The 24,479-nt window shown below is 71.9% G+C and carries 22 protein-coding genes; 12 read left to right on the top strand and 10 right to left on the bottom strand.

Going from position 1 to position 24,479, the window contains the following annotated elements; translation table 11 throughout:
- Positions 1-15 precede the first annotated feature (15 nt).
- The 5 genes from AAME72_RS03110 (at position 16) to AAME72_RS03090 (ending at position 9,564) form a co-directional block, all read left to right on the top strand.
- Entirely contained in the window at positions 16-1,581 is a 1,566-nt protein-coding gene (locus AAME72_RS03110) for a helix-turn-helix transcriptional regulator (RefSeq protein WP_348788777.1), read from the top strand.
- Between the two features lie 309 nt (positions 1,582-1,890).
- Complete coding sequence (locus tag AAME72_RS03105; protein WP_348788776.1) at positions 1,891-2,094, top strand: hypothetical protein; 204 nt, start codon at positions 1,891-1,893, stop codon at positions 2,092-2,094.
- Between the two features lie 187 nt (positions 2,095-2,281).
- Positions 2,282-8,071 carry a hypothetical protein gene (locus AAME72_RS03100; RefSeq protein ID WP_348788775.1) on the top strand — a complete coding sequence of 1,930 codons (5,790 nt, stop codon included), beginning with the start codon at positions 2,282-2,284 and terminating at the stop codon, positions 8,069-8,071.
- Positions 8,072-8,145: 74 nt separating this feature from the next.
- Positions 8,146-9,216: an alpha/beta hydrolase gene (locus tag AAME72_RS03095; RefSeq protein ID WP_348788774.1), complete on the top strand. Its 1,071-nt coding sequence runs from the start codon at positions 8,146-8,148 to the stop codon at positions 9,214-9,216.
- 54 nt (positions 9,217-9,270) lie between these two features.
- Positions 9,271-9,564, top strand: coding sequence for a DUF4287 domain-containing protein (locus tag AAME72_RS03090; RefSeq protein WP_348788773.1), 294 nt, complete (start codon positions 9,271-9,273; stop codon positions 9,562-9,564).
- 91 nt (positions 9,565-9,655) lie between these two features.
- Here AAME72_RS03090 and AAME72_RS03085 read toward each other — a convergent pair whose 3' ends face one another.
- Both AAME72_RS03085 and AAME72_RS03080 read right to left on the bottom strand, forming a co-directional pair.
- The gene (locus AAME72_RS03085; protein WP_348788772.1) at positions 9,656-11,041 is read right to left on the bottom strand and encodes an NAD-dependent succinate-semialdehyde dehydrogenase; all 1,386 of its coding nucleotides are present in this window, start codon (positions 11,039-11,041) and stop codon (positions 9,656-9,658) included.
- Between the two features lie 150 nt (positions 11,042-11,191).
- Positions 11,192-11,770 carry a TetR family transcriptional regulator gene (locus AAME72_RS03080; protein WP_348788771.1) on the bottom strand — a complete coding sequence of 193 codons (579 nt, stop codon included), beginning with the start codon at positions 11,768-11,770 and terminating at the stop codon, positions 11,192-11,194.
- Positions 11,771-11,926: 156 nt separating this feature from the next.
- Between AAME72_RS03080 and AAME72_RS03075 the strand changes: the two genes are divergently transcribed.
- The 4 genes from AAME72_RS03075 (at position 11,927) to AAME72_RS03060 (ending at position 14,458) form a co-directional block, all read left to right on the top strand.
- On the top strand, positions 11,927-12,172 hold the full coding sequence (locus AAME72_RS03075; protein WP_348788770.1) for a hypothetical protein: 246 nt from the start codon (positions 11,927-11,929) through the stop codon (positions 12,170-12,172).
- Positions 12,173-12,186: 14 nt separating this feature from the next.
- Positions 12,187-12,660: a GNAT family N-acetyltransferase gene (locus tag AAME72_RS03070; RefSeq protein ID WP_348788769.1), complete on the top strand. Its 474-nt coding sequence runs from the start codon at positions 12,187-12,189 to the stop codon at positions 12,658-12,660.
- Entirely contained in the window at positions 12,657-13,241 is a 585-nt protein-coding gene (locus tag AAME72_RS03065) for a hypothetical protein (RefSeq protein ID WP_348788768.1), read from the top strand. The genes AAME72_RS03070 and AAME72_RS03065 overlap by 4 nt, the downstream gene beginning before the upstream one ends.
- Before the next feature lie 77 nt (positions 13,242-13,318).
- On the top strand, positions 13,319-14,458 hold the full coding sequence (locus AAME72_RS03060) for a hypothetical protein (protein WP_348788767.1): 1,140 nt from the start codon (positions 13,319-13,321) through the stop codon (positions 14,456-14,458).
- 99 nt (positions 14,459-14,557) lie between these two features.
- Here AAME72_RS03060 and AAME72_RS03055 read toward each other — a convergent pair whose 3' ends face one another.
- From AAME72_RS03055 to AAME72_RS03040, 4 genes are all read right to left on the bottom strand, one after another.
- Positions 14,558-15,892: an FAD-dependent oxidoreductase gene (locus AAME72_RS03055; RefSeq protein WP_348788766.1), complete on the bottom strand. Its 1,335-nt coding sequence runs from the start codon at positions 15,890-15,892 to the stop codon at positions 14,558-14,560.
- 3 nt (positions 15,893-15,895) lie between these two features.
- Positions 15,896-17,707 carry a glycoside hydrolase family 15 protein gene (locus AAME72_RS03050; RefSeq protein ID WP_348788765.1) on the bottom strand — a complete coding sequence of 604 codons (1,812 nt, stop codon included), beginning with the start codon at positions 17,705-17,707 and terminating at the stop codon, positions 15,896-15,898.
- Positions 17,704-18,471, bottom strand: coding sequence for a glucose 1-dehydrogenase (locus AAME72_RS03045; protein WP_348788764.1), 768 nt, complete (start codon positions 18,469-18,471; stop codon positions 17,704-17,706). The genes AAME72_RS03050 and AAME72_RS03045 overlap by 4 nt, the downstream gene beginning before the upstream one ends.
- 145 nt (positions 18,472-18,616) lie before the next feature.
- Positions 18,617-19,801, bottom strand: coding sequence for a toxic anion resistance protein (locus AAME72_RS03040; protein ID WP_348788763.1), 1,185 nt, complete (start codon positions 19,799-19,801; stop codon positions 18,617-18,619).
- Positions 19,802-19,901: 100 nt separating this feature from the next.
- Here AAME72_RS03040 and AAME72_RS03035 point away from each other — a divergent pair, with 100 nt between their 5' ends.
- Positions 19,902-20,123: a hypothetical protein gene (locus AAME72_RS03035; protein WP_348788762.1), complete on the top strand. Its 222-nt coding sequence runs from the start codon at positions 19,902-19,904 to the stop codon at positions 20,121-20,123.
- 13 nt (positions 20,124-20,136) lie between these two features.
- On the opposite strand, the gene AAME72_RS03030 is transcribed toward AAME72_RS03035, so the two are convergent.
- Positions 20,137-20,613 carry a DUF1801 domain-containing protein gene (locus tag AAME72_RS03030; RefSeq protein ID WP_348788761.1) on the bottom strand — a complete coding sequence of 159 codons (477 nt, stop codon included), beginning with the start codon at positions 20,611-20,613 and terminating at the stop codon, positions 20,137-20,139.
- A gap of 145 nt (positions 20,614-20,758) precedes the next feature.
- Here AAME72_RS03030 and AAME72_RS03025 point away from each other — a divergent pair, with 145 nt between their 5' ends.
- Positions 20,759-21,232, top strand: a complete 474-nt coding sequence (locus tag AAME72_RS03025; RefSeq protein ID WP_348788760.1) for a hypothetical protein — start codon at positions 20,759-20,761, stop codon at positions 21,230-21,232.
- Between the two features lie 106 nt (positions 21,233-21,338).
- Here the strand turns inward: AAME72_RS03025 and AAME72_RS03020 are convergent, their stop codons facing one another.
- Entirely contained in the window at positions 21,339-22,148 is an 810-nt protein-coding gene (locus AAME72_RS03020) for an alpha/beta hydrolase (RefSeq protein WP_348788759.1), read from the bottom strand.
- Positions 22,149-22,341: 193 nt separating this feature from the next.
- Between AAME72_RS03020 and AAME72_RS03015 the strand changes: the two genes are divergently transcribed.
- Positions 22,342-22,920 carry a ScbR family autoregulator-binding transcription factor gene (locus tag AAME72_RS03015; protein WP_348788758.1) on the top strand — a complete coding sequence of 193 codons (579 nt, stop codon included), beginning with the start codon at positions 22,342-22,344 and terminating at the stop codon, positions 22,918-22,920.
- Between the two features lie 7 nt (positions 22,921-22,927).
- On the opposite strand, the gene AAME72_RS03010 is transcribed toward AAME72_RS03015, so the two are convergent.
- Positions 22,928-23,146: a hypothetical protein gene (locus AAME72_RS03010; RefSeq protein ID WP_348788757.1), complete on the bottom strand. Its 219-nt coding sequence runs from the start codon at positions 23,144-23,146 to the stop codon at positions 22,928-22,930.
- Between the two features lie 360 nt (positions 23,147-23,506).
- Entirely contained in the window at positions 23,507-24,379 is an 873-nt protein-coding gene (locus AAME72_RS03005) for a LysR substrate-binding domain-containing protein (protein WP_348788756.1), read from the bottom strand.
- Positions 24,380-24,479 lie beyond the last annotated feature (100 nt).

Genomic DNA, 24,479 nt, shown 5'->3' with positions numbered 1-24,479 from the left:
GTACGAGAGGGGTCCGTGCCGACGAGCGACGGCCACGAGCAGCTGGCGAGCCTGGCGGCGGCGGTCGAGGGCGGCGACGTGGCCGGGACCCTCGCGGCCGTCCGGGCGGGCTGGTTCGAGCTCTCCACCCGTCACGGCGAAGCGACCAGGATGCTGCTCGAGCGGCTCCCGCAGAGCACGATCAGGGCGCAGCCGCTGCTCGCCATGATGCTCGGCATCGCCTACAACGTCCTCGGCTTCCACCGGGTGCGCGCCCTCCGCTACTTCGCGCTCGCGGTCCGCGCCGCGCGCGCCGAGCGGAGCGGGATGGACCCCATCGACCGCGCGCTCATCCGCGCCGCCGAGAGCGCCGCGTACCGCCTGCTCGGCCGTCCCCGGATGAGTATCGGCCCGTCGCGCGCCGCGGTCGCCGCGCTCGACGCGCTTCCGGAGGAGGAGCGCGCCTCCCTCGACTACCTCCCGCGCGTCTACGCGCAGGTCGGCATCTCGCTCTACTACGGCGGTGACGTCGACGCGGCGATGGACACCTTCGCCAAGGGGCTCGCCGCCTCCCCGACGACTCCGCCGTCGCCGGGCTTCGGCAACCTCGCGATGCTCGCGGGCATCCACGCGTTGCGCGGCGACATCCCGGAGGCGCTGGAGCACATCGAGTACGCGCGCACCGGCCCGTGGACGGACGAGCAGCGCCGGATGTACACCGGCACCTTCTACCGGCTCGCAGAGGCGATGGTCGCGGTGGAGCGGCTGGACGGCGAGGTCGCGCTCGCGCAGCTGGAGGCGATGGAGCACGACCGCCGTTCCATCGAGCACTGGATCGCGATCGCGCAGGTCGAGGGACTCGCCCGCCTGCTGGCGGGCGATGCGGGCCGGGCGCTGGCAGACCTCGACGCGTTCGCCGCGATGCGCGGAGCCGAGGGCCGCTCGGCGAGCACGCGGAACGCCCTCGCGCGGGTCCGTGCGCTGCTGCAGCTCGCCCTGGGCAGCCCGGACGCGGCCTCGGTGATCCTCGATCGCGACCTCGCGGGCGACCCGCTCGGCCGCATCGAGCGCGCCCGCGTCGACCTCGCGCTCGACCGGACGGGGAGCGCCCTCACCGGGTTGCGGGCTCTGGCGGGCGAGCACCTGCCGGCGCGGGGTGCGGCGGAGGCGGCGGCGCTGGAGGCGGCCGTGCTGCTGCGCTTCTCCGACTCGGCGCGGACGCGCGGCGTCGTCGGTCAGCTCGGGGCGCTGCTGGCGCGGACGGAGCAGCGCCTCGCGCTCGCCCTGCTGCCGCCGCGCGACCTGGAGCGGGTCGTCTCGGCGCTCAGGGACGCCGGCTTCGCCGAGGTCGTCGACGATGTCCCGCTGCGCTCGCTGCTGCCGGAGATCCGGCAGGAGACGCTGCTGACCGAGCGCGAGCTCGCGGTGCTCGCGGCGCTGATGGACACCGGCTCGACCGCCGAGATCGCTGCCGCGCTCGTCGTATCGGCGAACACGGTGAAGACCCAGCTGCGCAGCGTCTACCGCAAGCTCGGGGTGTCCAACCGGGAGGACGCGATCGCCGTGGCCATCGACCGTCACCTGCTGGTGGAGCACGACTGAGCCGGGGTGAACCGCGGGTGATCCCGGGGTGAAAGCGGGGCCGCCACGGGGATCCCGCTGGTAGGAAAGAACCGTCGCCTCCCGTCGTACCCGACGACGAGGTGCCCGACCGCGACCATCCTGAACGCGGCACCACCCGAAGTGCAGCGCGCCATCCAGCAGGCGATCAGGGAAGCCGCGGCGCGTGCAGGCGGCATGACCGCAGCCACGAGGCTCCGGTCGGTGAGCGCGTCGGTGCGCCCGCGCGGCTGCACCCGACGGCCGCACGGTGCGCGCCGGCGCTCCGCCCGAGCATCAGGAGGAGCAGCCGTGGACCTTCCGGTGAGCGGGCCGCCGCTGATCACCGACCACTCCGAGATCTACGTCTCCCGCGCCACGGGCGAGACCATCCGGGTGCGCTGCAGGTGTGCGGTCGGCCACGACCACACCTTCGCCGAGTGGATGGACGCGGCACCGGAGCAGGAGCTGCACTGGGCGCAGGCGCGCCTCCGCGACCGCCTGCGCGGCCGGTGAGCGCCCTCGCCTCCCGGCGGTGCGAAGGCGGGCCCCCGGCGTGACCCCTGCAGGGGCCATCGGCGCAGTGCGGGGTGAGCCCGGGGTGAAATCGGGCGGAAGGCTGTGAGCCCGCCGATAGCGTTTCCGCGCGGGCCGGTCTCCTCGTGACCCGCGATCTTCGACGCAGGATGAAGGGGATACGACTGTGTCTGCAGGACGGTATGGGCGTGCGCGCCATCGGGACGGACGACTCACGCTGCGCACGCCGTGGCGCTGGCTGGCCGGACTTCTCGCCGGCGGTCTCGCCATCGGGACCGTGATGGTCGGCGTGCCGGCCGTCGCCGCGCCCGTCTACGAGATCGAGGCGCAGTGGGCGCCCGGAACCCCGACGGCGGTGAAATCCGGCGACGTCGTCACCGGCGTGTGGCGTGTCAACGTCAACGACGACTCCCCGGCGCCCGCCAACGACCCGGTCGACGACGTCACGGTGACGATCGCCGCCGCCAACGGCCGCTACACCGCGCTGCCGTCGCTGTGTCTGACGAACGGCGTCACCCCCGCGTCCAGCATCTCCGCCGACGGGCACACGCTCATCTGCAACCTCGGCACGCACGACGAGGGAACGGCGGTCACCCTGCAGGCGCCGATCGTCGCCGACGGCGCGACGAACGCGCAGATCACCGCCACTGGATCCATCGGCGGGGCGTCCGCCGCGCTCCCGCCGATCGCGCTCTCGAACCCGTTCGCGATGGACATGCGCTGGGGCGTCGGGACGCCGACCTTCTCCGTCGGCAACGGCGGATACCTGCTCGACTTCGAGTGGACGCTGAGCAAGGGCCTCGGCAGCGAAGCCGGCCCGCAGTCCATCGTCTACAACCTGAACATCGCCTCCCCGCAGGGCGGCGCGGTCTCGGTCGACGCGAAGGGCTGCACGCCGTTCTCCGGCCCCGCCGCCGCCGACGGCCACCCGTGGTCGGGGGGCTCCCACCCGGCCGACCACATGACGGTGCCCGCCGGGACCTGCACCATCGTCCAGACCGGTGCGACCACGTTCCGCATGACGATCACCGGCATCGACTACCAGCCATCGAACCCGCCGACGCTCGACTCGGCCGGAAGCCGCCTGCCCGTCGACAAGGTCGCCCTCGCATCCGGCTCCATCTGGATCCGGGTGAACACGGCCGCCTCCGGTTCCGCGGTGCTGAACTCGGATGCGCCGACGTACACCTCGACCTCGGGCAAGACGGTCGTCGACCTCGCCTCCAACAACGCCGAGTCGAAGGCGTGGACCACCCCCGGCCTCTACTCATCGGGCTGGGGCCGCGGATACACCAACAGCGGCGGCACGCAGTGGGACGACACCTACCGCGTCGCCGCTGGGACGACGGTCGGCCAGTACATGGACACCGCGTACCAGCTGCACACCGACCGGCCGGACGACCGTCTCGTCGGAATGTGCACGGCGCTCGACACCAAGTACGTCACCTTCGGCGGGTGGGCGTGGGGCCAGCCGCTCGACGACACCATCGGCGCGACGGCGGAGTACTACGTCGGCACCGACCCGACCGTCGACCCGGCGAGCGCGGGCTACGACCCGAACGCGTTCAACTGCGGCTCGACCACGGGGTGGACGACGACCCCGCCGGCTGACCTCTCCACGGTGAAGGCGCTGCGGATCACCGGGACCCAGGGACAGTTCGAGAAGCTCTCGACGCAGTCGAACATCACGCCGATCGTCACCCAGCACATCAAGCCGGGTGTCCCGGCCGGCACCGACATCTGGTCGTTCTTCTCCGGCATCGTCGACGTGCCGCTGAACAACTGGTGGAACGGCACCGGCTGCATCACCCCGACGCCCGGGTCGCGCTACCCCTGCACCACCGGCTTCCGCGATGTCCTGCGGATCGTGACGGCGGAGCCGTCGATCGCGAAGTCCGTCGACCGCTCGGTGGTCAGCCCCGGCCAGCCCGCCGCATACACGCTCACGTACTCGGCGAACGGCGCGGGCGCCATCCCGGCCACGGTCGACGGCTTCCAGCTCGTGGACACCCTGCCCGCCGGGGTGACGTACGTGTCCGGTTCGGCGAACCCCGAGCCCGCCGTGAGCGCGAACGGCTCCGGCCAGCAGGTCCTGACCTGGACGCTGAACGGCGTCGCCACGAACGCCGACCACGCGCTCACCTACCTGGCGGTCGCCGACTCCTCGGTGACCCCGGGCGCTGCGCTGACCAACGCGGTGACCGCGACCTACGCGGGCATCTCCAAGAGCGCGTCCGCCCAGGTGACGGTCGCGACCGACGGCTACACCACCATCGGCAAGGTGGCGACGACGCCGTTCATCCCGAACACGGACGGCAAGGGCAACGGCTCCGGCTCGTGGACGGTGACGCTGAAGTCGTTCGACCCGGTGAAGCAGCCGTACACGGACACGATCGACATCCTCCCGTACGTCGGCGACGGCCGGGGCACGGCGTTCTCCGGTGACTACACGATCGGGCAGATCGCGGCGGCGGCGGGCGCGACCGTGTACTACACGACGAAGGACCCGGCGACGCTGAGCGACGACCCTGGCGCCGCGTCCAACGGCTCCGCCGGCTCGGTGACGGGCAACACGGTGGGCTGGTCGACGACGTACACGAAGGACGCGACCGCGATCCGGGTGATCGGGCCGGCGCTGGCGCCGGGCGCGACGCAGGAGTTCAGCATCCCGGTGACGACGGCGGGCGCGACGGGCGGCGACACCCTGGTGAACAGGGCGCAGGCCCGCGACGGCAACACCAAGCTCGTCATGCGCACCTCTGCGGCGATGACCGTGGCGAACTACTATTCGGCGGCCCTGAAGAAGGAGGTGCAGGACGCCGACGGCACGTGGCACGACGCCAACGACGTGACCGACTACCCGACGTTCCGCACCGGCGACCAGGTGCACTACCGGATCACCGTCACGAACACCGGTCAGGGCACGTTGAAGAACATCGTCGTGACGGACGACAAGTTCAGCGAGGGCGGCTTCACCGTCGGCTCGCTGGACCCGGGCAGGTCGACCAGCTTCGACTACTTCCCGACGCTGAACGGCGGCGGCACGCTCATCAACACCGCCTGCGCGACGGCGGACACCCCGGCGGACTCGCAGCAGGCGCCGACGATCAACTGCGACCCCGCGGGTGTGCAGCTGACCAACTACACGGTGGAGAAGTCGTCGAACCCGGCGTCGGGCGCGACCGTGCACCCGGGCGACCGGATCACCTACACCGTGACGGTGAAGCAGCAGGGCGACGCTCCCGCGGCCGCCTCCTTCACCGACTCGCTGGCGAAGGTGCTGGACGACGCGACCTACCAGGGCGACGTGACGGCCTCCCTCGGGACGGCGGCGGTCTCCGGCAGCACGCTGAGCTGGAACGGGACGGTCCCCGTCGGCCAGACGGCCACGATCACCTACTCGGTGATCGTGAAGGGCGCAGCGGCGCTCGCCGCGAACGGCGACTACACGATCGGCAACCAGGTCACCAGCGCGGGCTGCGTGGATGCGGCATCCTGCGCTACCGAGCACGAGGTCGCCGCCTACCGGGTCCAGAAGACCTCGGACCCGGCGACCGGCTCCAACGTGGAGGTCGGCTCGACGATCGACTACACGATCACCGTGACCCAGCAGGGCGAGGCCGCGTACACCGGAGCGTCGCTGAGCGACGACCTCTCCGGGTTGCTCGATGACGCGACCTGGAATGACGATCCGTCTGCCTCGGCCGGAACGGTCGCGTACGACCCGGCCGCCCAGAAGATCACCTGGACCGGTGACCTCGCGGTCGGCCAGAAGGTCACCATCACGTACTCGGTGACGGTGACCGGCGTCGGCGACACGCATCTGCTGAACGTGGTCACGAGCGACGGCTGCTTCAGCGCAGGCGACTGCACGACCGAGCAGTGGACGGCGACCTACAAGACGGTCAAGACCGCCTCCCCGGCCTCCGGCGCGAACGTGCAGGTCGGCGACACCATCACCTACACGGTGACGGTGAGCCAGGCCGGCCTCGGCCGGGTGGTGGCGCAGTTCTTCCGCGACGACCTGACGAACGTGACGGACGACGCCACGTTCGATCCGGCTACGCTGACCGCCAGCGCGGGCACCGCGTCCTACGACGCGGCGACCGGCCGGATCGGCTGGACGGGGAACCTCGGCCCCGGCGACGTCGCGACCGTGACCTACAAGGTCGTCGTGACCGGCAAGGGCGACACCGTGATCGGCAACACCGTCACGAGCCCCGGCTGCGAGAGCGACGCCGACTGCACCACGGTGCACCACACCGGCACCTACACGGTCGAGAAGACCGCGGATCCCGCGTCCGGTTCCAGCGTGCAGATCGGCGACATCGTGAAGTACACGGTCACCGTCCGCCAGCACGGCACCGGTCCGGTCAACCAGGCGGCCTTCCGCGACGACCTGTCGAAGGTGCTGGATGACGCGACCTGGAACGGCGATCTGCGCTCCACCGACGGCGGGGCGACGTACACCGCCCCGGTCGTCGACTGGGCGGGCCGGCTCGCCGTCGGCGATGTGGTGACCGTCACCTACTCGGTGACCGTGACCGGGGCCGGTGACATGACGCTCGACAACGTCGTGACCAGTGACGGCTGCGCCGACGCCGCGTCCTGCTCCACCGAGCACCTGACCGGCGACTACACGGTGACCAAGACGAGCGCCCCTGCGCCCGGAGCCGACGTGAAGATCGGCGACACCATCACCTACACCGTGACCGTCGCCCAGCACGGCCCCGGCGTGGTGACGGGTGCGTCCGCGAAGGACGACCTGTCGAAGGTGCTCGACGACGCGATGTGGAACGACGACGCGAAGGCGAGCAGCGGAACGGTGAAGCGGGTCGGCGACACGCTGACCTGGTCGGGCGACCTGGCCGTCGGCGCGGTGGTGACGATCACCTACACGGTGACGGTGACCGGTGCGGGCGACATGACGCTGACCAATACCGTCGCCCCCGGCGACAGCCGCGGCGAGTGCGTGCCGGCGCCGGACCAGAACCCGGACTGCACGACGACGCACGAGACCGGAAACTTCACCTACTCGAAGATGTCCGACCCGGCGTCGCCGGCGACGGTCGCCGTCGGTGACACCGTCACCTACACCGTGACCGTCACCCAGGTCGGCCCGGCCGCCGTGCCCGGCGCGGCCCTGGTGGACGACCTCTCCGGCGTGCTGGACGACGCGACGTTCGTGGACGGCAGCGCGAAGGCGACGGCCGGCACGGTCGCCAGGAACGGGAACGCGCTCACCTGGACCGGCGACCTCGCGGTCGGCCAGGTGGTCACGATCACCTACCAGGCGACAGTGAAGGGCGGTGGCGACACCACGCTGCACAACACCGTCGCCCCGCCGCCCGGCTCCCACCTCGGCGAGTGCGTGACGGCCCCGGATGGGACGCCGGCGTGCGAGACGACGCAGAAGTACGGCGGCTACGTGTTCTCGAAGACCGCGGACCCGAAGCCCGGCGCGACGGTGAAGATCGGCGACACCATCCACTACACGGTCACGGTCGCGCAGACCGGCGCCGCTGCGGTCACGGGGCACCTCACCGACGACCTGTCGAAGGTGCTGGACGACGCATCCTGGAACGGCGACGAGAAGGCGACCGCCGGCACGGTCGAGCGTGCGGGGGACCTGCTGACCTGGACCGGGCCGCTCGCGGTCGGTGGCACCGTGACCATCACCTACTCGGTGACCGTCACCGGTGACGGCGACCAGAGGATCGCCAACGTCGTCACCAGCCCGGACACCACCGCGGCCTGCGTGCCGGCGGCGGACGGCAACCCGGGATGCGCCACCGAGCACACCCTGACCGACCCGCCCACACCCGCGCACCCTCAGGACCCGCTGGCCGCCACCGGGGCGACCATCCAGCGCGGCCTCATCGGCACCGCGGTCGCGCTGATGGCCGCAGGCGTCGTGCTCCTCTTCGTCCGCCGCCGCAGGCGCGCGGAGCACTGAGGCCCCGGAGGCGGCCGGCCGACCAGGCCGGCCGCCTCCCGGGATCGACGCCGTGGATGTGTGAGGGTGAAGTCATGAAGGTCGCCTCCTCGGCGGAGCTCCCGCGCCGGCCGCTCCTCCGGCCGCGCACGCGCCGCGTCGTCTCCGTCCTGCTCGTCGTCGTCCTCGTCCTGCTGATCGTGGGGAGCGTCGCGTCCTCCTCGCCCTGGCCGTCCGCGCTCGTCATCCGCTCGGTCTTCGCCAAGGGCGCGGCCGACACGGTGGCGGAGATGACACCGTACGTCCCGACGTCCGGGGTCAGGGCCGAGCTCGGGGTGCGCTACGCGCCCGGCTCGCCGGACACCACGCTGGACGCGTTCCGGCCGGAGGCGGGCTCCGAGCCGCTGCCCGCCGTCGTCTGGATCCACGGCGGCGCCTGGATCTCCGGGGCGAGCGCAGACGTGGACCCGTACCTGCGCATCCTCGCCGCGCACGGCTACGCGACGATCGGGCTGAACTACACCGTCGGGCCGGAGGCGCAGTACCCGACGGCGGTGCGTCAGCTGAACGACGCGCTGGCCTATCTGAACGCCAACGCGGCGCGCTTCCGCATCGACTCCGGCCGGATCGTGCTCGCCGGCGACTCGGCCGGATCCCAGCTCGCCAGCCAGCTCGCAGTGCTGACGACGAGCCCCGACTATGCGCACCTGATGGGGATGCGGCCCGCTCTCGAGAGGGACCAGCTCGTCGGCGTCGTGCTCAACTGCGGGGTCTACGACCTGGACGCGCTGGCCGACCTGACCGGTATCGAGGCGTGGGGCTTCAAGACCGCGCTGTGGTCGTACAGCGGCGACAAGGACTGGTCGCAGACTTCCGTCGGCAGCACGATGTCGACGATCCGGCACGTGACGCCGCAGTTCCCGCCGACCTACATCTCCGGAGGCAACGGCGACGGCCTGACGTGGATGGAGTCCCTCCCGATGGCGCGGGCGCTGCAGGAGCAGGGCGTCGACGTCACGCAGCTGTTCTGGGCGGCCGACCACGAGCCGGCCCTCCCGCACGAGTACCAGTTCCACCTGAAGTTCACGGAGGCGCGGCAGGCGCTGGACGCGACCCTGTCGTTCCTCGCGGAGCGCACGGGAGGCGGGGCCGCGGCAGGGCGCTGAACCCGGCGGGGGCGGAGACGGTACGGTCGGACCGAGACGGAGAAGGGGGATCCCATGTCATTCCAGGCGTACCTGGACACCATCGAGAAGAAGACCGGCCTGACACCGCGGCAGCTGGTCGACATCGCCCACGAGAAGGGGCTGGACGCGCCCGGCGTGAAGGCGGGGGAGATCCTCGCCTGGCTGAAGGACGACTACGACCTCGGCCGCGGCCACGGCATGGCGCTGGTCCACGTCATCCAGAAGGGACCGACGATCGGCACGAAGCACGTCGGCACCGACGGCGTGCACCGCGACGAGTCGGAGACGCTCTGGCTCGACGGGATCGCGACCAAGCCCGCGTCGTAGCGGCGCTGGACGGAGAGAGGGGCTGCTGGGCGGATGCCCGGCAGCCCCTCTTTCGCGCGCTGGCGCGGTTCAGGCGTCGTTCAGACGTCGGTCAGGCGTCGACCGACCAGTCGTTCGAGACGCGGATCAGCTTCTTGTTGACGAACTCGTCGGCGCCGAAGCGACCGAGCTCACGACCCGAACCGGAGCGCTTCACTCCGCCGAACGGCAACTCGGCGCCATCGGCGAGCACGACGTTCACGAAGACCATGCCGGCCTCCATCTGGTCGGCCACCCGCAGCGCCTGGTCGCGGTCCGTGGTGTAGAGGTAGGAGCCGAGGCCGAACGGGGTGTCGTTCGCGATGCGGACGGCGTCCGACTCGTCCTTCGCGCGGAACACCTGGGCGACGGGTCCGAAGAACTCCTCCTTCGACGCCGGGTTCTCCGGGGTCACGTCGGTGAGCACCGTGGTCTGGAAGAAGGCGCCGTCGCGCGATCCGCCGCGCACCAGGGTGGCGCCGTTCTCGACCGCGCGCTTGACCTGCTCGTCCAGGTTCTCCGCCGCCTTCAGCGACGAGAGCGGGCCGAGCGCCGAGTCGGCGGACGTCGGGTCGGACGCCTCCACCTCGGCCAGCTTCGCGGTGAACCTGTCGAGGAACGACTCGTACAGGTCGTCGATGACGACGAAGCGCTTCGCGGCGTTGCAGGACTGGCCGCTGTTGTCGAGTCGCGCGTCGACCGCGTTCTGCACCGCGGCATCCAGGTCGTCGGTCGAGAGCAGGATGAACGGGTCGGAACCGCCGAGCTCCAGCACGACCTTCTTCAGGTTGCGGCCGGCGATCTCGGCGACCTTCGCACCGGCGCGCTCGGAGCCGGTGAGCGAGACGCCCTGGACCCGCGGGTCGGCGATGACGCGCTCGATCTGCTCGTGCGACGCATAGATGTTCGTGTACGCACCGGCCGGGAAGCCCGCGTCCAGGAAGATCTGGTGGATGGCGGCCGCCGACTCGGGGCACTGCTCGGCGTGCTTGAGCAGGATGGTGTTCCCGATGACCAGGTTCGGGCCGGCGAACCGCGCCACCTGGTAGTACGGGAAGTTCCACGGCATGATGCCGAGGAGCACGCCCAGCGGCGAGCGGCGCACGATCGCCGAGCCGTCGCCGTCGAGCAGCGTGATCTTCTCGTCGGCGAGGAACTCCGCGGCGTGGTCGGCGTAGTACTCGTAGATGGCACCGGCGAACTCGACCTCGCCGACGGCCTGCTCGATGGGCTTGCCCATCTCCTCGACGATGATGTTCGCGAGCTCATCCTTGCGCTCGACGTGGAGCTCGCCGACCCGGCGGATGAGCGCGGCGCGCTCCTCGACCTTGGTCGTGCGGGCCCAGTTCCGGTAGGCGTCGTCGGCACCGGCGATGGCGGCGTCGAGGTCGGCGTCGCTGATGGGATCGTAGGTCCGCACCGTCTGACCGGTTGCGGGGTTGGTAACGGCGTACTGCATCGGGGTCCTCTTTCTCGTCGGACGATTGGTCACCAATCTCCACACACTACGAGAATCGGCGAGCCGCCGACACCGGACAGCGCGTCCGATTTGCTGGCAATCCGTCGACAGCGTGTCGGATGCGCCGGGCGGGATTCCGTTCCAGCCCGCTCAGCGCGCGTCGCCGGCCACCCGGTCGATCGCGGCGGCCACCGTCCCTTCGTCGTACGGCTCGGTGTCCAGGGCGCGGTGCAGGGTCATCCCCTCCACCAGGGCGTCCAGGATCGCCGAGGTGGTGGGGTCGAAGAAGCGCTCGAGCGTCCGGCGGCTGCTGCGCATCCAGCGCGTCGTGATGCTGCGGAGGGCGGGTTCCCTCGCCGCGAGGGTGTAGAGCTCCTGGGTGAGGATCAGCTCCCTGCCAGTGCCGAAGACGCCGTGCACGATGTGGTCGACGAGGGCGGATCGCGCCTCGGCCGGGGAGTCGCAGCGCTCCATCCGCGCCTCGAACGCGGCGGCGAAGGCGCGAGCGAACCGCTCGAACGCCTCGCGCAGCAGGTCGGCCATCCCGTCGAAGTGGTAGGTCATCGAGCCGAGGGACACGTCCGCCGCGGCGGCGACGAGGCGGTGGGTCGTGCCGGAGACCCCGCGCTCGGCGATCACGTCGAGGCAGGCGTCGATGATCCGGTCCCTGCGCTCGGGATCGTGCCGGCGGCGGGGGCGCGCAGGCGAGTCGGGGGCGGATTCGGCCATGTCGCCAGCGTACACACGTACGCATCCCGGCTCCCACCGCGGATTCCGCGCGATGTCAACCCGATGCGCGGGGCCGGGATCGGCCTAGCGTCGGGGCATGAGGCACGTGACGTACGCCGAGAAGTCGCTCCTGGTGGGGACGAGGCCGCCGACCTGTTGATCCGGTACGCCGCCCTCCTCGCCTCGTTCGGGTGCACCGACGTCGTCACGTTGCGCGGCATCGGGAGCGACGGCAACGAGGTGGAGGCCTCGTTCCTGCTGAGTCCCGCCGTGGAGCTGATGGTGGAGACCGCATCCACCACGTCCACGGAACCCGAGAACCACCTCGCGGCCGGATACCTCCACGAGAAGATCGAGGAGCTGAGCGAGCTGCCCGCCGCACCGAGCGTCGGACACGAGTGACGTAGGCTCGCGGCGTGGATGCGCTGCGGGAGGACACGGCACGGGAGAGCGACCTCCCGGGCATCGAAGCGCTCGTGCGGGAGGCGTACGAGCCCTACGTCGAGCGGATCGGACGCGAGCCGGGTCCGATGCGCGCGGACTACACCGCGATCGTGGGGGAGGGCCGCGCCCTCGTGCTGCGACGCGCGGGACGCGTCGTCGCTCTGCTCGTGACCTCCGTGCATCCCGACCACCTGCTCATCGAGAACATCGCGGTGGCGGCGAGTGAGCGCGGCAACGGCCTCGGAACGCGCCTGCTGGCGGTCGCCGACGACCTCGCCCGCGCGGCCGGCGTCGCCGAGGTGCGTCTCTACACGCACGTGATGATGACCGAGAACCTCCGCTACTACCCGCGCCGCGGCTTCCGCGAGACGGGTCGCCGCGTCGACGACGGCTTCGAGCGGGTGTTCTTCTCCCGGACGGTGCCGTCGCAGGATGTCCCGTCGTGACCGCCCAGCGCACCGCGACCCGCACCCTGCTCCTGATCGCGGCGTTCGCGGCGATCGGCGCGGTGCTGATGGCCGTCGTCGCGCCGTTCACGTCCGTGCTCGCCGCGGCCGCGCCTCCCGCCTACGCGCTCGTCGCCGGCGGGCACAGTCTGCTGCCGTTCCTCGCGCGGCGTCTCCTCGGCGTCCGCTGGGCGGCCACCGCGGTCGGCGCGTTCGTCGGCGTCCTCTCGGTCGGCTCGACGCCGCTCGGCATCCTGATCGTCGTGCCGCTCGTCGTCTCCGGCGCCGCTTTCGACGGGACACTGCTGGTGCTCGGGCGGTGGAGAGGCGGAGAGGTGCGGGGCCGGTTCGGGGAGGCCGTGTTCGCGGTGGCAGCGCTGGTGAGCGCGGTCGCGCTGTTCCTCGTCTCGATCCCGGTGATGTCGCCGGAGCACCTGGCGCCGGTGGTGCTGACGCTCACCCTGGCCGGACGCGCGGGCGGGCAGCTCGGCGCCTCGGCGCTGAGTGCCGTCGTGGCGCGGCGCGTGCTGCGGGCCGGGATCCTGCGGGCGCCGTCCGGGTCGACGCACGCGTCGTCCTGAGCGTCCGCCGTCTCGTTCCGGTAGCGTTGCGCACGGGGGCGGCCGCCCCCGTGCGTCGAGGGGAATGGAGTCTGCACGTGGCTGCCAGCAGAGGTGCGAGTGCGATCGGTTCGTGGGCGTTGCGCGTCCTGATCGGGGTGGTGGTGCTCGCGGCCCTGCTCTCGATCGGCTTCGTGTTGTTCGGGGTCAGCGGCGAGACGCTCGGCCGGGTGATCAGCACCAACGTCGCCCTGGTGGTGTTCGCGCTGCTGGTGTGGGTGGACTCGGTCATCGGCCGCTACCGTCCCGACTGGTTCGAGCTGTCGTCCCTCGCCCTTGACGCCTACCTGCTGCTGGTCTGGATCGGCGTGATTTGGTTCGGGTCGTACGGCCCGGGCGAGATGGTCGCCGCGTTCTTCCTCGGCCTGGGCACGCTGCTGTGGGTGCGCGCGATGATCGGGCTGGGCGACCTGCTCCGGCTGCTCTGGATGCGCTGGCGCTCGCAGGCGACGGACGCGATCGCCATCGTCGGCCTGATCGCGATCGCCCTGGTCGCGATCCTCGTCACCCTCCCCGCCCCGGAGCCGTTCCACGACTTCTGGGACTTCGACTACTACGGCCGCATCATCGGCGCCATCAGCATCGTGGCCGGCGTCTGCTTCGTGCTGGTGCCGCTGTGGGCACTGGTGAGCGCGCGGGCGCAGCGGGACGCGGCGGTCGCCGCCGGCTACTATCCGCCGGCCGTGCCACCGGCGACTGGCGCGCCGTACGCGGGTGCGCCGTACGGCGGGACGCCGGCGGCTGCCACGGTGGGCGCTCCCGTGTCGACCGCGCCTGCGGCACCCGCGGCCCCTGCTGCTGCCGCTCCCGCGCCGGCGCCTGCAGCGCCGGCGCCGGAGGCTGCCGCGCCTGTCGCTCCGGCCTCTGCGGCGCCCGCCGCCCCTGCCGCTCCCACCTCTACGGCTCCCGCAGCGCCTCCGTTCGCCCCCGTCGCTCCCGTCCCCGCGGCTCCCGCTCCCGCACCGGCATCGCCCGCCTCGGTGCCGCCCGCGGCGGCCGCGCAGCCGCCGCGTCCCCTCGCCTGGCCGCGCCTGCTGGACGGGCGCCCTGTCCCGGCGGGTGCCAACGGCATGCCGGACTTCGCCGCCCTCGCCCCGACCGAGCGCCTGGCCTGGCCCACCTTCATGGACGGAACCCCCGTCCCCGCCGCCCCGGACGGCTCCCCGCTCTACCGCTGATCCGCCGCGACTGACCCCGCCCGGTACGTTTGCCCCTGCTCGCGCAGGACCTTTCCTACCGGGCGGCCACAGTCACCGCCCCACGCCCCGGACGCGCCCTCAGGACTTCTTCGCCTGCGCCGCCGCCGCCCGCTCGAAGCGCTCGCGCGGGTGCCGCACGGTCGCCGTAGGGGAGACGTCCCTCGGCGTCAGCGCGTTGCCGAGCCAGCCGAGCACGAGACGGAACCGTCTGCTCGCGCTCGGCAGCGCGATCGCGTGGTACACCTTGTCCACCGCCCACGCGGGAACGCCGCGCAGCGGCACCCCGCGCACCACGGCCGCGCCCTGCATCCCGCCGTAGCTCGCGAGCGTGCCGAGCGAACGGTGCCGGTACTCCACCGGCGGCTCGCCCGCGACGGCGTTCCGCAGGTTCCTGGCGAGCACGCGCGCCTGGCGCACGGCGTTCTGCGCGTTCGGCGGGTAGTACGCGGGCTGCTTCGCGGCGGTCAGGTCCGGCACCTGGGCGTCGTCGCCGAGCGCCCAGACTCCGTCGAGCACGGCGCCGTCGTCGGTGACGGCCTGCAGGCACGCGTTGCACTGCACGTGCCCCTTCGGGCCGCGCGGGACGTCCGCGCGGTCCAGCACCGGGTTCGGCGTCACCCCGGCGACCCAGACGATCGTGTCGGCGGGATGCGTCTCGCCGTTGCTCAGCACGACCACGCCGTTCTCGAAGCTCTTCGACTCCGTCTTCAGCAGCACCCGGATGCCGCGTCGGCGCAGCAGCCGCAGCGTCCAGGCGGACAGCTGCTCCGGCAGCTCCGCGGCGATGCGGTCGGCGACCTCCACCAGCAACCAGGTCATCGACGTTCCGTCGAGCTCCGGCCAGCGGTCCAGCTCGGCCGCGGCGAGGCGCTGCAGCTCGGCGATCGCCTCCACGCCGGTGTAGCCGCCGCCGACGAACACGAACGTCAGCGCCCGGCTGCGCTCCGCGGCGTCGGAGGTGGATGCGGCGAAACGCACCCGCTCGAGCACGTGGTCGCGCAGGTAGGCCGCCTCCTCCACGCTGGAGAAGCCGATCGCGTTCTCCGCCAGGCCCGGGATGGGCAGCACCGTGCTCACCGCGCCCAGCGCGAACACGACGTGGTCGTAGTGGAGCGGACGCTGCGTGCCGTCGAGCGACCGGACGACGGCGACCTTGGCCGACGTGTCCACCGACTCCAGCGAGCCCGCCACCAGGTCGACGCCCTTCAGCGGCCGTCGCAGCGGCACGGCGGTGTCCCTCGCCTGCGTCTCGCCGCCGGCGACCTCCGGGAGCAGCGGCTTGTAGGTCAGGTAGGGTTCCGGCTCGACGACCGTGAGGTCGATGCGGCGGGCGGCGACGTCCCTGCGCAGCTCGCGCGCGAGCTCGAACCCGGCGATGCCGGCACCGAGCACCAGGATGTGCGGTCTGGTCATCTCTCACTCCTTCCGTGTGGCGATGGGGATGCGGTCCTGCGTGGTGGTGGTCCCTCCGGCGAGCAGATGGAACGCGGACCGGATGAGTGCGAAGTGGCTGTACGCCTGCGGCATGTTGCCGAGCTGCCGGGAGGCGTGCGGGTCCCACTCCTCGCTGAGCAGGCCGACGTCGTTGCGGAGGCCGAGCAGGCGGTCGAAGAGGGTCTCCGCCTCGTCGCGGCGGCCGGCCCCGATGAGCGCGTCGACCATCCAGAACGAGCAGGCGAGGAACACTCCCTCGCCGCCCGGCAGCCCGTCGTCGCTCGCGCCCGGCCGGTACCGCAGCACCAGGCCGTCCTCCGTGAGGTTCCTCTGGATGGCGTCGATGGTCCCGACCACCCTGCGGTCGTCCGGCGGCAGGAAGCCGACCCTCGGGATGAGCAGCAGCGCGGCGTCCAGCTCCTTCGACCCGTACGACTGCACGAAGGTGTTGCGCTTCTCGTCGTAGCCGTTCGCCAGGATGTCCCGCCGGATCCGCGCGCGCAGCCGCTCCCACGAGCGCACCGGCCCCGGCAGCCCGAAGCTTCGCACGCCGTCGATCATCCGGTCGACCGCGACCCAGGCCATCAGCTTGGAGTGCGTGAAGTGCCGGCGGGGACCGCGCATCTCCCACAGCCCGTTGTCCGGCTCCGTCCAGTTCTCGGCGAGGTGGTCGAGCAGGGCGCGCTGCACCGCCCACGCGTCGTCGTCGCCGGAGCCGATCGTCGTCCTGGTGAGGGCAAGGCCGTCGAGCACCTCGCCCCACACATCCAGCTGCAGCTGCTCCGCCGCCGCATTGCCGACGCGCACCGGGGACGAGCCCTCGTACCCGCGCAGCCAGGGGATGGTCTCCTCCGGCAGCCGCCTGCGACCGTCCAGCCCGTACATGATGCGCAGGTCGGCGGGGTCGCCGGCGACGGCGCGCACGAGCCAGTCGCGCCAGGAGCGCGCCTCGTCCGTGTACCCCGCGGTCAGCAGCGACTGCAGGGCGAGCGCCGCATCCCGTAGCCAGCAGAACCGGTAGTCCCAGTTGCGCGGGCCGCCGAGCTGCTCCGGAAGGGAGGTGGTCGGCGCCGCGACGATGCCGCCGGTCGGCTGGTAGGTGAGCGCCTTCAGCGTGACCAGCGACCGCTGCACCGCGTCCCGGTGCGGACCGTACACCGCGCTCTGCGCGCTCCACCGGTCCCAGTACAGCTCGGTCGCCGCGAGCGCGCCCTCGGCATCGGCGGGCGTCGGCTCCGGCTCGTGGCTCGGGAACCAGGTGAGCACGAACGGCGCCGTCTCGCCCGCCGCCACGGTGAACTCGGCGACCGTGCGCATGTCGCGCCCCTCCAGCGGAACGGGGGAGCTGACGAGCACCGCGTCCGGGCCGGCGACCGCGCGGATGCCGCCGTCCTCGGCTGTGACCCACGGCACGACGTGGCCGTAGTCGAAGCGCAGCACCAGCTCCAGCCGCATGGTGACCGTGCCGGAGAGGCCCTCCACGATCCGGACCAGGTCGGCCGCGTGGTCGCGCACCGGCATGAAGTCGGTGATCCGCACCGCTCCCTCCGGCGTCTCCCACTCGGTCTCCAGGATCAGCGTGTCGCCGCGGTACCGCCGCCGCGTGCAGCGTCCGGCACCGACGGGGGCGATGCGCCAGCGCCCGGCTGACTCGTCGTCGAGCATCGCGGCGAAGCAGGCGGAGGAGTCGAACCTGGGTAGGCAGAGCCAGTCGATGGACCCGTCGGCGCCGACCATCGCCGCCGTGTGCAGGTCCCCGATCATCGCGTAGTCCTCGATGCGGCGAGCCGTCACAGGCCAACGCTTCCCTGCATGATGCCGCCGTCGACGAACACCGTCGTCGCGGTGATGTACCGCGCGTCGTCGGAGAGCACGAAGGCCACGACGTCCCCGATCTCGGCCGGGTCGGCGACCTTCCGGAGCGGGATGGAGTTCTCCAGCTTCTGGCGCATCGAGTCGTCCTTCATGGTCTCCTCGTTGATCGGGGTGTCGACGGCCCCGGGCGCGACGTTGACGATCCGCACGTTCTGCGGGCCGAGCTCGACGCCCGCGGTGCGGGTGAGCATCCGCATCCCGCCCTTGGCAACGCAGTACATGAGGTTCCCCGGCATCGGCCAGTCCTCGTGGACCGACGAGACGTTGACGACGACGCCGCCGGTGCCCTGCTGGATGAACTGCTTGGCCGCGAGCTGGGTGCCGAACACGGCGCTCTTCATGTCGACCGTCATGATCTTCTCGAACGACTCCTCGTCCACCTCCAGGAGGCTGTGCCGGTCCTCGATGCCCGCGTTGTTGACGAAGCCGTCGAGCTTCCCGAACTCGTCGACCGCGGTGGAGACCAGCTTGCTCAGGCCGGCGATCGTCGACACGTCGGCGTCGACCCCGATGGCGTGGCCGCCGTCGGCCGTGATCTCCTTGACCAGGTCCGCCGCGTCCTCGGGATGCGACACGTAGTCGATCACGACGCTCGCGCCGGCCGCCGCGAGCGCGCGCACGATGGCCGCGCCGATACCGCTGTTGCCGCCCGTGACGACGATGCTCTTCCCACTCAGGTCCATGTGTCTCCTCACCTCGTGCCTGCCGCCCATTGAACGCTGCCTGTGCGTTCGCGCAACGGTCGCCCACTGGGAGGCCTGTGTGAGATCGCGAAGGACGCGGTCCCGGAGACGGAGACGAAGGATGCCGTACGCAGGTGCGGGCGGGTCAGACGCTCCCGGCCCCCGAGCCCGATCCCGAGTTGCGCGAGCGCCGCAGGTAGCCGCGGGAGCGGGCGACCTGGCGCTCGAGCGCATCCACCGTCGTCGCCATGCTGTCGATCGCCCTGCTGCGGTAGGTGTCGATGCTGTCCATGGTCGCGAACACGTTGTCGAACGCGCGCTGAAGCACCTCCACATCCACCGCGGACGTTGTCTGCTCCTTCTGCACCTGCTCGGTCTGCTCGCGCAGCACCTCGCCCGTCCTGCCGATCAGGGCGTTGGTGCTCTGGTGCAGCGCGCCGAGCTGGTCGATGACGAGCCGCTGGTTCTCGAGCGCCTGGGCCACCACGACCGCCGTGCGCAGGGCGGACACCGTGGTGGTTTTCGCTCGCTCGACGCCCTTGATGAGCTCGACGTTGTTCTGCCGGATCACGTCCAGCGCGAGGTAGGCCTGCACCGACACCGCGATCTGCGTTGTCAGGTCCTGACGGCGCTGGCGGATCGGGAACAGCGCCTCCTTCTCCAGCCGCGTCGCGCGGTCGGGGTCGGTGACGCGCAGGTCGCCGGCGCGCGCGACCGTCGCCTCGTCGAGCGCCGCCGCGAGCGTGACGTACTCGTTCAGCCGCTCGGTCGTCTTCCAGAGTGCAGCGCGCTCCTTCTCGATGTCGACGTTGTCGCGCCGCAGCCACTCCTGGCCGTGTTCGAGGGACTCCACGATCGCGTCCAGCTGCTTCTGCGCAGACTCGAAGCGCTGGGCGTACTGCCGCAGTCGCCGTCCGCCGGGGAGGCGGGCGAGCATCCGGTTGCGTCCGGTCAGGTGCTGCGGGTCGAAGTCGCTGACGGTGGCGCGCAGCTGCTGCAGGGTCCGGATCACGCCGTACTGCGGGTCCGACGGCACCTGCTTGCCACGCGCGGCGGCGAGGGAGGCGGCCGGGCGGCTGAGCAGCTGCCGCGAGGCGTCGCTCGACGCGCGCATCTCCGCATCGCCGAGCAGCGAGAACCCGGCGATCTTGCGGCGGAACGCGTCGCTGTCGGGGTCGGCCGCGGCGAGCTCGGCGACGAACTCCCTGGCGCGCGCCTCCAGTTCCGCCACGCGCTCGGGCGGGATGCTGACCATGCCGACCGCCTGGTCGTCGGCGACCTCGGGGACCGCGTCGGGCGGCCGGAGACCGTCGTCGGGGCTGGTGTCCATGTGCTGCTCCTTCTCCACCGCTCGGAGCCGATCCCATCAGGGTAGGCCGGGCCTCGCCTGGCCGGAAGGGGCCAGCGGTGCGGGTACAGTTCTGGCAGTCATGGAACGCACGAACGACTGCCCCTCCTGCGGGCGCCCGCTGACCAGGGTGCGGAACCCGTACATGGGCGCGGGACTCGCGGTGCACGAGCATGTGGACGTGTGCGACCGCTGCGGAACGGTGGTCTACGTCCCGACGGCAAGCGTGCCGGCGCAGCCGGTACGACGCACGCCGCGGTGGCGGCTCGCGCTGCGCAGGATGCTGGGCCGCGCGAGGCGCTGAGCGACGCCGGCGGTCAGCTCCCGGCGCCGGGGGCGCCCTCGGTGGCGGCGGCGCGGCGCACCAGCTCCGCGATCCGCTGCTCGTCCTCGGGCGTCAGCGTCGTGATCGCGTATGCGACCGGCCACATCGTGCCGTCGTCGAGTGCGGCCGCGTCGTTGAAGCCGAGCGTCGAGTAGCGCGCCTTGAACTTGGCGGCCGGCTGGAAGAAGACGATGTTCTTGGCACCCCGGTAGTAGGCGGGCATCCCGTACCAGAGCTTCGGCGTGAGCTCGGGCGCCGCCTCCAGGACGATCGAGTGGATGCGCTCGGCGAGCGCCCGGTCGGTGTCGTCGAACGTCGCGATCTTCTCCAGCAGTTCGGCCAGCTGCGTCTCCGGCGTCGCCTTCTTCGACGACTTCAGCTCGCGCGAGCGCTGCTTCATCGCGTCGCGCTCGTCCTCGGTGAAGCCCTCGTACGACTTCGCCCCTGCCGCCTTGTCCGTCGTGGCCATGCGCTTTCCCCTCCTGGTGTGCGCCGGCGTCTGCCGGCTGCATCCAACCTAGGGAACCACGCGGGAGGTGCGCTTCTCCAGATCTGCTCGGTCGCGGCGCCTGCCGCGGCTGGCTTCGCACCCTCCCGGGTGGGATACTCGCGCCATGGGCAGCGTGACCACCGACAGGGCGGCGTTCTTCGACGGCGTCGCCACCGAGTTCCTGCAGCACTACCGGCGCGGACCGCGCTTCGTGGCGGTCACCGGGGTCCCCGGCGCTGACCGCGCCGCGGCGGCCGATGCTCTCGCGGACGCCCTGCGTGCGGAGGGGCAGACGGTCGAGCGGACGAGCGTCGCGACCGGCATGAGCCCGGACGCCTTCCGGGAGTCGGTCGTCGCGCCGTTCCGTGCGGGCGAGGGGGTGCTGGTCGTCGACGGGGAGCACCTGCTGGAGGACGCCTTCCACGGCTTCTGGAACTTCTCGGTGTGGGTCGAGCACGACCCGGAGCGCGACGCCGACTGGTCGTTCGTGTCGACCGGCCGCAAGGACCCGCTCGGCGCCCCGCGCGAGGTCGCCTCGGTGATGTTCGACGACGCCGACCCCGAGCGTCCGCGCCGGCTGTTCGCCGACTCCTGCTGACGCCCGGCGGCGCCTCCCGATTCGTGCCGAATGTCCGCTTTCGTGCACGAATTCGCTACATTCGGCACCAATCTCCGCTGCGGGCCGATGGCCGGCGGTCGCCGCGCTAGGCGAAGAACCGCCGCAGCTCCACGGCCACCCGCTCCGGCGCGCTCTCGTCGGGGGCATTGTGGTCGGCGCCGTCGAGCGACACGCGGTGCGAGCGGGGGATGATCCTGCTCAGCGGCTCGAGCACGCCGGTGAGGTAGCCGGGCGAGCGGGTTCCGGCGACCAGGAGGGTGTCGGCCGTGATGGCGGCGTATGCCATGCCGTCGCCGTCCGCGCGGGCGACCTCGTCGAGTTCCGCGGGCGTCGTCGGCATCAGGTCGCGCATCTCGCCGCGGCGGCCGACCATCAGCACCGACAGCGCCCAGCAGACCGGGTACGGCGTCCAGCCGAACGGGAGCAGCCGCGTCCGGTGCAGGAACAGCGCCATCGCGCGCACATGCTTGCCGCGCCCGAGCAGCTCCCGGAACCGGCCGCGGAAGGAGAGGTCGAACGAGCCGTCGATGGACACCCCCGGCTCGTAGACGGCGAGGCGGTGGATGATCCGGCCGGCGCGCGCCGCGACCAGCGCGACAAGGCCCCCGTAGCTGTGCCCGAAGACGTCGCTCGCGCCGACCGCCTCGGCCACCGCCGCCAGATCCTCCACCTCCCGGTCGAGCGCGTAGTCCGCGCCCTGCGGCCCGCTCGCGCCGCGTCCCCGTCGCTCGATCACGGTCACGGCGAAGGCGTCGCCGAGCGCCGTGGCGAGCCGGTCGTAGTCGTGCGCCATGCGGTTGTTGCCGGGGACGACGACGAGCGCGCGGCCGGCGCCGGTCGTGCGATAGGCGATGGTCGTGCCGTCCTGGGAGGTGACGCTGCCCGTTGTTGTCATGATCGGATCATCCCGTCGCCGGCTTTCAGCGCGCTTACACGGCGCTTGCAGGGCTGGCGGGACGTCGACCGCACGGTTGCGCGCGCGGGGGCACGGCGTGTCCCTGCCGCCGCCGCGGCTCCGGCGCCCTCCGACCGCTAGTGTTCTGCGCGGGGGACCGAACGAACCGCAAGCCTACGGATCGAGGAGCCCCATGCCACGCCAGGAGCGCGCCGAACGCAGCCGTGCCCGCATCCTCGACGCCGCCGCGGAGGAATTCGACAGCCACGGGTTCTCGGGAGCCCGGCTGGAGCGCATCGTGGAGCGCACGGGCCTGACGAAGGGCGCGGTGTACTTCCACTTCCGCTCCAAGCTCGACCTGGCCGGTGCGCTCGTCGCCGAGGACCACGTCGACTGGCCGGGGATCGTCGAGTCCGTCGAGGCGAGCGGCCTGCGCGGCCTCGCCGCCGTCACCGAGCTGACCAGCCGTGTCGCCACGATCTTCGTCGAGGATGTCCGCGTGCGCGCCGCGCTCAAGCTGTCGCAGACCGTGCTCCCGCCGGAGCCAGGCGCCGACCCCTACGCGCAGTGGGCGGGCATCGTCGCCGGTTACCTGCGCCAGGCCGCGGAGGACGGCGAACTCCACTCCGCCGCCGACCCTCAGGACATCGCGGCGGTCGCCGTCCAGGGCTTCTTCGGCGCGTACATGATCGCCGACGAGCGCGGCGGCCTGGACGGACTGCAGGCGGACGTCGACCGGCTGTGGCGGGTGATCCTGCCGGTGGCCCGATAGGGGGCCGCTAGGCGTCCTGGCCGCTCCGGCGCACGAGCCGGCGCATGCGCGACCAGAGCCCACGGGTCTCCGGCGCGCAGACCGCCACCCACCTGGTCGCCTCCAGCGACGACAGGTCGTGCAGGTTGTTGCGGCCGGTGCCGTCCCAGTTGGCGAAGAGGTACCGGCCGCCCAGACCGTGCATCGTCTTGATCCGCGCGCGAACCCAGCTGTCCGGACCGGTCACGTAGGAGACGGCGCCGCGGTCGATCTCGGCGGCAGCGGTCTGCGCATCGACGGCGCCGTGGGTGGTGATCAGCGTGGTGATCGAGCCCAGGCGGTCGCGGATGACGAGTTCGACGCGGAGTTCGGTGGCGGTGGCGATGGGATGCTCCCGGGTGTGCAGGGCGGAGGGACGCCGCTGTCCGGGACCTCAAAATGGTACGCCCGCCGATTCAGCGATTCCAATCGCTGCGCTTTCTCGGCCCGATCGTCCGCATCGATCAATCCCGGCGAGGGTCGCCGCGAGCCAAGCGACTGACCCTGTTCGGTACGAGCGACACCGTTCGAGCAGGGGGCAAACGTCCCGAACGGGGACGGTCACCGCTCAGAGCGCCGTGAGCTCCTCGCGCACGAAGCGTGCGAACTGCCGTGCGGCCGCCGACTCCGACCGCCCGCGGTTGCGGGCGATGCCGATCACCCGCGTCGCCTCGTCGGCGAGAGGGACCGCGACGATGCCCGGTTCTGCTGGAGTGTCCGGGATGAGCGCGACGCCGACGCCGTCGCGCACCAACGCGCGCAGCGTCGCCAGCTCCGTCACCTCGATCACGGGCGCCATCACGACGCCGTGCGCGGAGAAGTAGGCGTCGGCGATGTGCCGGAGGCCGGAGCCGGGGCGAAGCGCGACGAGGTCGACGCCGGCGAGGTCGGCGACGGTCACGCGGTCGCGCTCCGCCAGCGGGTGCCCCACCGGCACGCCGAGCACGAGCCGCTCCGCGGTCAGCGGCTGCCAGTCGATCTCGGGATCGCGCGGGTCGGGGCTGAGGAACGCGAGGTCCGCCGCGCCCTCGCGCAGCGCATCCAGCACAGTGTCCGCCGTGCCGCCGCGCAGCACGAACCGGATGTCGGGGAACAGCCCACGGTACTCGCTGACAACGCGCGGGATGAGCCAGCCGCCGAACGAGGACACGTACGCCAGCGACACCGTCCCGGCCTTGGGATCACGCAGGGCGTCGATCCGCGCGCGCGCGTTCTCGAGCTCCGCCTCCGCGCGGGTCGCGTGGGCCAGCAGGATCTCGCCGTACTGGTTCAGCTCCAGGTGCCCCCGGCGCCGGTCGAACAGCTCGACACCGGCCTCCGCCTCGAGACGCGCGAGCGAGCGGGAGAGCGTCGACTGGGAGACGCCGAGCGCCTCGGCGGCGAGGGCCAGGTGGCCCTCGGCGGCCAGGGCCCGAAACTGGGCGATCTCGTCGATCCGCATGCCTCCCATCATGGCGCACGGGCGGACGACGCGCCGGGGCAGGCCCGCCCCGTCGCGCGTAAAGGGCTAGCCGCGCGCGTCTGCTCAAATGAGCGGTCTA

This window comes from Leifsonia sp. NPDC080035 (assembly GCF_040050925.1).
In the GTDB taxonomy this organism is placed as follows: Bacteria; Actinomycetota; Actinomycetes; order Actinomycetales; family Microbacteriaceae; genus Leifsonia.
Note: the sequence above shows the minus strand (reverse complement) of the source record. Positions and strands in the feature narration are given on the sequence as shown.